This window comes from Streptomyces caeni (assembly GCF_042678285.1).
Taxonomy (GTDB): domain Bacteria; phylum Actinomycetota; class Actinomycetes; order Streptomycetales; family Streptomycetaceae; genus Streptomyces; species Streptomyces caeni.
On the sequence record NZ_JBHUDX010000050.1, the window covers coordinates 87,434 to 95,075 of the forward strand.

The window sequence follows — 7,642 nt, forward strand, 5'->3', positions numbered from 1 at the left end:
GACCACGCACCATCCTCCGCCGACGCCCCGCCGGGCGCACGGAGGGCGATCGGAGACACCCCGCGCATGCCCAAGACCTCGATGGCCCCTGCCCACTTCCGGACGCTGGGCGACCACACCTGGCAGGACCGCGCCGCCTGCCGCTCCACCGAGCACCACCATGTCGACCCCGACCTGTTCTTCCCCGAGCCGGACGAACTCGACCAGATCGCCACTGCCAAGGCGCTGTGCGCCCAGTGCCCGGTCCGCCGCACTTGCCTGGACGCCGCCCTGGAGAACCGGGACCGCAACGGCATCCGGGGCGGCCTGACCGAGGAGGAACGCGAGCCCCTGCACAAGAAGCTGCCACGCCGCCTGGACTACGCCCGCGTCAACGCCGTACTCGCCGGACGCGACATCCATCTCACCGTCCGGGAACGCGAGGCCGCAGCCCTGGCCGCCTACCGGCGCGGCATCTCCGCCAGCCGCCTCGCCTGGTTGCTGAAGATCACCGAAGAGCACGCCGACAAGCTCTACCGACGCACCCACCGCCGTCTCCGCAACCGGGACATCGCCACGGCGAAGCCCAAGAAGCGCGGGCGGCCGAAGAAGAAGACCACCGTGTCCCGCGACGACCTCCGGGCGGCGGCATGACCCCCACCGTGCCGAAGCCGGCGCGCATGACCGGCTGGGACCGAGCCGCCATCGTGGCCCTGGGCGCGGCGGGTTGCGCGCTGTCGTACGACGCCCTCCAGCAGATGGCCGTAGCCATCCACGTCCGCGGTTTCCTCACCTACCTCTTCCCGCTGGTGATCGACGGGTTCATCGCCTACGGAGTACGCGCCTTGGTGGTCCTGCGCGCTGCACCGCTCGGCGCCCGCGCGTACGTGTGGACACTCTTCGGCACCGCGACCGCCGCCAGCATCTGGGCCAACGCCCTGCACGCCGTCCGCCTCAACGAACAGCACACAACCACCGGCAGGCTGCGGCTGGGTGACACAACGGTCGGCATCCTGTCCACCCTCGCCCCGCTCGCCCTGGCCGGGGCCGTTCACCTGTACATCCTCATCGCCCGCCGGGTCACCGAGGAGAACTTGTCTCCTCTCGGACACCTGGCCCCCGCCGGTCGCTCCGCTGACCGGATCGAGGTCGAGCGACCGGCAACCACCGGACACCCGCAGCCTCCAACCGCCGGTCAAGTCACCGCCAGCCACCAGCACGCTGCTCTGACCGGGACACCCGGACACGTCAGCGACGGCGAGCCGGTCACCTCGGACAAGCCTGGTCAGGACACCCGGACACCAACCGGTCAGGACACCTCGGGTCAGCCGACCGCCCCGGGGACCGACCCGGTCACCGAGCCGATAACCGGGGTAGCTTCCCGGGCCACCCGGACACCTCTCCAGGTCGGCGGCCAGGGCGGACATGCCGGATCCAGAGCGGCCGGGGACGCTCGCCCGAAGGGTGACCGACCGGTGACCCCGAGCACGGACACCAACCCGGTCACTCGTCCGTCGTCTCCGTCCGACGGTGACCGGGTGACCGACCCGGTCACGGATCAGCTGCTCCCCATTGCGCGGAGGGCGGTCACCGAGACCGGCCGGACCACCCGCGCGGTGGTCGCCGAGGCCATCCGCGGACAGGGGCTGCCGCTGTCCAACGACCGGCTGACCGACCTGATGCGCACGCTCCGGGACGACCCCGGACAGCCCGACGACGATCGCCGCCTGACCGGCCACCCTCACGCGGGCGGGTGAGCTGACGGAGGGCCGGCCACCCTCACCCGCCCCGCACCCACACGAAGACCTCTTGCCGCACCGGAGACGCCGCTCATGCGCACAACGCCTGCCACCGCCGCCGAAGTCGACGCCTGGTTGACCGTTCTGCACCGTCGAGGGCACCTGCATCGTGCCGAAGCCGGGCCCGGCGGGATCTGGATCGTGCACCGTAGGCCCGATTCGCGGCCGTGGACCCTGCACCATCCGATCCTTGCGATGGACTACGTCGCCGAGATCCTGCGAGATGTCCGCCGCAAAAGCCCGGAGTCGAGCCGATGACGACCGCCGACCCGGCGGGCACCACTCCCTCAGCGGAGCCGGAGGCTCCGACGGCCACCAGCCGAGCAAGCTGTTGCCGTGGATATCCCAAAGGGATATCCACGGCGCATGCCCTCGCCCAGGAGAGCGAGGGAGACCCGGTTGGTTCCCGCGCGGGGGCGCACGGGAACCAACCGGACCTGCGGCACCAGGGGGCGCCACAGGAAGAGGGGGAAACCGAAGACTCCGCTGCCGAAGCCGCCCCGAGTACGAGCGATGCCGCGCTTCCCGACCGCCGCCCTCGCCGCCCTCGCCGCCGCGCCCACCAGCCCACGCATCGCGAAGACGTGATCGCCGTCCGCTTCACCGCTGATGAGAAAGCCGAGATCATCGCCGCCGCCGTCCGCAACCGCGTCTACCCTTCCGGCTTCCTCGCCACCGCCGGACTCTCGGCCGCCCGCGGCTCCACCACCCCGCTCGACTCCAACGACCAGCTCGACGCCACCATCGACGAACTGGTCGCCCTGCGCGCCCAGATATCCCGCGTCGGCAACAACATCAACCAGATCGCCTACATCTACAACGCCGGCGGCCAGCCCCGACCCGGCCAACTCGACCACGCCCTCAAGACCCTCCTCCGCACCCTTGCCCAAGTCGACGCCGTCGCCCACGCCCTCGTACGAAAGCGTGTGTAGATGGTCCCCGACATCAGCCGGGGCTCACGCACGTACGGGCTGCTGGCCTACCTCTACGGGCCCGGCAAACGCGATGAACACATTGACCCGCACCAGGTCGCGTCCTTCGACGGCTTCGCCCCCGACCCCGGCCGCGACCCCGACGCCACCCTCACCGACCTGACCCGCGTCCTGGACCTGCGGGTGAACCAACTCGGCGACCGCGCCCCCAAGAACCACGTGTGGCACTGCTCAGTACGCACCGACCCGGGCGACCGCTACCTCACCGACGCCGAGTGGGGCGAGGTCGCCCGCCGCATCGTCCACGCCACCGGCATCGCGGAGGAGGGAGATCCGGACGGATGCCGGTGGGTGGCCGTACGCCACGCCGACGACCACATTCACATCCTCGCCACCATCGTGCGGGGCGACCTTCGCCAGCCCCGCAACGCGTACGACTACAAGCGCTCGCAGGCCGAGTGCCGCCGCATAGAGAAGGAATGGGGCCTGCGCGAACTCAACGCCGGCGACGGAACCGCTGCACAGAACCCCACCAGCGCAGAACGCTTCAAAGCCGAGCGCACCGGCCACGACCGCACCCCGCGCGAGATCCTGCGCGAGACACTCCGTCAGGCAGTCGCCGGAGCCGCCGACGAAACAGAGTTCTTCACCCGCCTGACCGAAGCCGGACTACGCGTCAACAAGCGCCTCGCCCCGTCCGGCGACACCCTCGGCTACACCGTCGCCCTGCCCGGCGACCGCAACCGCGACGGCCAACCCATCTGGTTCCCCGGCTCCAAGCTCGCCCCGGACCTCTCCCTCCCCAAGATCCGCAAGCGCCTTGCCGCCGGACCCGACGACCAGGATCACGATCCCGACGACGCACCGCGCTCTGCCCACCCGGACACGCAGTCCTCCAGCCGGCCGCAACCCTCGCAGGCCCGTCGCCGAGCCGCACTTGTTGCCGAACGCGCCACCATCGCCCTCGGCCAGGACGACGATGAAGAAGACGCTGCCGCCCAGCTCGTCGGCGCCGGCGAACTCCTCGACGCCCTCGCCCAGACCTCGCCCGCCGCCACCCGCGGTGAACTCCGCGAGGCGGCCCGCGCCTTCGAACGCGCCACCCGTTCCCACATCCGCGCCGAGCGCGCGGACAACCGTGCCCTACGCGCCGCCGCCCGAGGCATCGTTCGCGCCGGAGACGCCCTCGGCCGAGGCGAAGACGGCGGCGCGACCGCCATGGTCCTGTCCACCCTCGTCCTGCTCGCCATCGCCGCCGCCCGCTGGCACTCCGCCCGAGGCCACGCCCAGCAGGCCGCCGCCTCCGCCCAGGCCGCCCGCCACCTGCGCGCCGCCTACCGAGCCGCCGCCCGCACCCCGATACGCGCAATGCGCGAGCAGGGCCGGCGGCTCCCGCAGCCGGTCCGCCAGCGCTACACCGACACAATCAACGCCGCCCTGCCCAACCATCAACTCGCCGACGACCCTGGCTTGGATGCCCTGGCCGCCACCCTCGACCAGGCCGAACGCGCCGGACACGACCCGGCCGCACTGCTGAAGGAGGCCGTCGAGTGGCGAGAGCTGGGCACCGCCGACAGCGTCACCGACGTACTCGTCTGGCGAATGCGACGCCTGGGCAAACTCTCCGCCACCGCCGACGCTCCACACCGGCGCCCTACGAGTACCGCCAAGGACATCAGGACCGGCACGGCCAGCCGCACCGGGGTACGTACGGCCCCAGGGCAGGTCGACACGAGCCCTGCCCGCGTGGACTCGGTAGATCCTCGCTCGCGCTGGCCGAGGCGTTGAGCCGCAGCTCAACGCAGTGGACACGGGCAGGCAGCCCTGTTATGGCTGGAGAGGATGATGAGGGAGCTGATGCTGGTGCTGCACGACGAGGCCGTACGTACGAGAACCAACACGCCGACGCCGGCACCCGCCGACGACCCGATCCTGCGACTCCAGGAGGAGATGCAACCGCACGACGGCGAGTTCCGGGAGCAGTGCACTACCCACCCTGGAGAGCTGACGATCACGGGCATCATCCAGATGTGCCCGGCATGCGGAGCTCGCCGCGACTGGCTGCTCATCTGCGACCGCAACCAGGTCAGTATCCGCTGTCGCTGCGCCCACCAGTGGGTCGAGCGTGAGCTGGGCCGCGCCGACTTCGAGGCGATGGCTGGCCCCGGCGGCGAGGTGTACGACAGCCTGCTGACAACCATCCAGGCTGCGGGGTACGGCGGAGATCTTGCCGGTACCTACTGGACATGAGGGGCGGAAGTGGGTGTGCCGGGCCATAGGCACCGGAGACTTGACTCAGGTTGAACTTGCGGAGTCCGGTGGACCGTGACGGTTCTTGATCGTTGCGGTACGACGTCGTCATGCGGTACGCGCATGCGGGCCGGCTGACGCCCAAGCAGCAGACCCCTCTTCCCGCGTGCCGGGTGTGATTGGCATGTTGACTCAGACGGGCCGCCGGCGCAGCCTGGTATTAGAGCTTTTCGCGTTAGCCGTAGTTCCCCGAGATGGGGAGAACTCTAATGGAATTGAAAGAAGCTAGTCGACCGTTGGCCTACCCGGATATCTTCTGGGCTGCAGGTGATGGTGTATTCGACCTTGCCGACCCTGCACTGCAGCGGAGAGTAAGTCGACTTAGGGCGAATCTGAATCACAACCTACTTGTCCATGACAGAGTGATACTTACCGACACATCCATGCTTGTTAGTCCAGCGTTTATTCGCTTGCTTCGCGGCGATGGCGAAGGCTATCAGGAGCTCTTCCGTGACGGGACTATCGTAACAGCTCTACGTTCCCAAGCGGACAATTATCAGGACGTTGCTAAGCTGATGATAGAGCATGGGAATTTTATCGCAGAGATGTCGAAAGAGGAGGTGCTTGAAGCTGCTAGGCTGCTCGATTCGTTGAACCCGGAGATCGTGCGGACTGATACGTCGAGGAACCAGCAAGTTATGGATAACATCGGCAGGGAAAATCTCCTAGTTCCTGATTTCTGGGTCAGTCGCGGTCTTCCGCCGGAAGTCTCAGAAAGGCTGGTCGGTTGGGTAGCTGAACGGATAGATGATAGAAACCTTGAAACCGTGCGACAGACGGAGTTTTGGGAATTTGCCAGGGGCTTTCTATCTAGCCCGGAACAAGCCGCTGACGCCCAATTGATACGAACCTATACGTCGATCGCTTCGCTTGGAGTCATGGCCAAGGGGTTTGATATACCGCCAATTTACCCGGCCGCCTTCAGCGCTGCTGTGGACCGCATGTACGGAACCAGGACACCATTTCGTGCCGACCGGAGCGGCTATATGGAATTGCTTGAGCCGTTCTTGCCTAAGGATCCTCGGGTCCTGGAACGTGAGCGTAACATACATAAGTTGGCTGCTCTGCTGGATGCGCACCAAGTCGCTCAAATTCGAGAAAGGGTCGAGCATCAGGCTATAGTGCGGGCGGCGTCGAAAGCTTATCTAGGTGAAATTGATGCAGTGGACTTCGAGTCCGACCTTCGCGAGTTCGAAGAATCTCTAGAGGTCAGTGCAGGCGAGTTCGTATCGGGGGTGAAGCATAGAGAGAAGAGCTGGCTCTGGGAAACGCGTGCAGGCCAGTGGGCCAGACTCCCAGTCCCTTCGGCCGTCGGATCGGTTGCTGGCTTTGGGCTGAGCCTAGCTCTTGGGCCTATCCCTGCCGCCGCTAGCGGAATAGGTCTCATGTGTGGAGCTGCGATTCTACTATTCGGCCAGTGGAGAGAGAAGAGGGAAGTCATTCGAAAGAAAGAAATGGTGAAGGAGGTGCGGCGGGAGCTGGCGGACCCGAACGTGATACCGGATCTGCGAGTCAATGGCCGTATCGAACTGGGGCTCTTCGGAATGATCCCTGGTTCGGTGCTCTCTGTATAGGTCGCCTGTAAACGGTATCTTCGTGAATCCTGCTCCTGGCGTCTTCCTGGAAGCTGCCGATCGCTGTCGACGCGGACCTCGTTATCCGGCCCCGATTCTCCTCCCCGAATGCCATCCAGGTCTACGTCCGCTGAGGGCGGAATCAACTCACTACATAGCTCGCAGGGAAGCAACGTCATTGCGCATTTCGATGACGGCAGGATGGGTATGCCCCAGTCTTCTGGCGGCAATTTCAAGCGTCGTCTCGTAGAGCGGAATCGCCCGAGCGAAGTCTCCGGCAAGCTTGTATGCGTAGGCGAGATTGTTCCGCGAGCTGAATGTGTCCTGATGCTCCCGTCCAAGGACTCGGATGCGACCGATCAGCGCTTTTTCGTAGAAAGCAATGGCGTGGGTGAGGTCGCCTGCCGACCTGTATACGAAGCCCAACATGTTCGTGGTGGCGAGGGTCGTGGGGTGATCGGCTCCGCTGGTTTGGATTTGGGTGTCCAGCAGTTGGCTGTACATTGAGATGGCGCGATCCGACTGCCCAGTGGAAACGTACAGGTCGGCCAGTCGTGCTCGCGTGCTCGTCAGTTCGGTGCTATCGGGAGCGAAGATTCCCGGAGAATCATCGATCACTTGCTCCAGGAGCGGAATGGCGCGGTGCAGTTCACCGATCTCGCAGAGAGCAACCGCGAGGTTGTTTCGCGACGTCACGGTGTCCAAATGATCGTCGCCCAGCACCCGGGCTCGAACACCCAGGGCTTGCTCGAAATAAGGGATGGCGCCAGTCGGGTTCCCGTTGGCAAGATGGACACCGCCAAGCACGGCCAATGAGGCGGCGGTCGATTCGTGCTCCAGGCCAAGCGTGCGCAGTCGATCGAACAGGACCTGGCTGTACAGCGAGATCGCCGCAGCCGTATCTGCGCTGACCTCATAGGCATGACCAAGAAAGGCCCGAGCGGAGAGAGTGAGCGGGTCGGCTGCGCCGAGGGCATTTACGCAGTCGGACACGATATCGTCAAGCATGGAGATCGCGGCAGTGTGATCGCCCCCTGCAAGGATGGCT

8 protein-coding genes are annotated in these 7,642 nt (G+C 66.2%); 7 read left to right on the top strand and 1 reads right to left on the bottom strand.

Translation table 11 applies throughout. The features are described from left to right. Positions 1-66: 66 nt before the first annotated feature. The 7 genes from ACFSL4_RS18725 (at position 67) to ACFSL4_RS18755 (ending at position 6,594) form a co-directional block, all read left to right on the top strand. Positions 67-633, top strand: coding sequence for a WhiB family transcriptional regulator (locus tag ACFSL4_RS18725; protein WP_381084019.1), 567 nt, complete (start codon positions 67-69; stop codon positions 631-633). After that, positions 630-1,736, top strand: coding sequence for a DUF2637 domain-containing protein (locus tag ACFSL4_RS18730; protein WP_381084021.1), 1,107 nt, complete (start codon positions 630-632; stop codon positions 1,734-1,736). The genes ACFSL4_RS18725 and ACFSL4_RS18730 overlap by 4 nt, the downstream gene beginning before the upstream one ends. Positions 1,737-1,811: 75 nt before the next feature. Continuing rightward, complete coding sequence (locus ACFSL4_RS18735) at positions 1,812-2,036, top strand: hypothetical protein (RefSeq protein ID WP_381084023.1); 225 nt, start codon at positions 1,812-1,814, stop codon at positions 2,034-2,036. Positions 2,037-2,362: 326 nt separating this feature from the next. Then, the gene (locus ACFSL4_RS18740; RefSeq protein ID WP_381084025.1) at positions 2,363-2,710 is read left to right on the top strand and encodes a plasmid mobilization protein; all 348 of its coding nucleotides are present in this window, start codon (positions 2,363-2,365) and stop codon (positions 2,708-2,710) included. Continuing rightward, on the top strand, positions 2,711-4,498 hold the full coding sequence (locus ACFSL4_RS18745) for a relaxase/mobilization nuclease domain-containing protein (protein ID WP_381084027.1): 1,788 nt from the start codon (positions 2,711-2,713) through the stop codon (positions 4,496-4,498). A 54-nt stretch (positions 4,499-4,552) separates the two neighbouring features. Beyond that, entirely contained in the window at positions 4,553-4,960 is a 408-nt protein-coding gene (locus ACFSL4_RS18750) for a hypothetical protein (RefSeq protein ID WP_381084029.1), read from the top strand. A 269-nt stretch (positions 4,961-5,229) separates the two neighbouring features. Further along, a complete protein-coding gene (locus tag ACFSL4_RS18755) occupies positions 5,230-6,594 on the top strand; it encodes a MotA/TolQ/ExbB proton channel family protein (RefSeq protein ID WP_381084031.1) in 1,365 nt (454 codons plus the stop codon). 150 nt (positions 6,595-6,744) lie between these two features. On the opposite strand, the gene ACFSL4_RS18760 is transcribed toward ACFSL4_RS18755, so the two are convergent. Continuing rightward, positions 6,745-7,642 (bottom strand): tetratricopeptide repeat protein (locus tag ACFSL4_RS18760; protein WP_381084033.1); only part of this gene is annotated, 898 nt, incomplete at its 5' end.

Bases quoted from the DNA above. Each gene is read 5' to 3' on its own strand.
- ACFSL4_RS18725 (WP_381084019.1), top strand. From the start codon at position 67: ATGCCCAAGACCTCGATGGCCCCTGCCCACTTCCGGACGCTGGGCGAC.
- ACFSL4_RS18730 (WP_381084021.1), top strand. From the start codon at position 630: ATGACCCCCACCGTGCCGAAGCCGGCGCGCATGACCGGCTGGGACCGA.
- ACFSL4_RS18735 (WP_381084023.1), top strand. From the start codon at position 1,812: ATGCGCACAACGCCTGCCACCGCCGCCGAAGTCGACGCCTGGTTGACC.
- ACFSL4_RS18745 (WP_381084027.1), top strand. From the start codon at position 2,711: ATGGTCCCCGACATCAGCCGGGGCTCACGCACGTACGGGCTGCTGGCC.
- ACFSL4_RS18750 (WP_381084029.1), top strand. From the start codon at position 4,553: ATGATGAGGGAGCTGATGCTGGTGCTGCACGACGAGGCCGTACGTACG.
- ACFSL4_RS18755 (WP_381084031.1), top strand. From the start codon at position 5,230: ATGGAATTGAAAGAAGCTAGTCGACCGTTGGCCTACCCGGATATCTTC.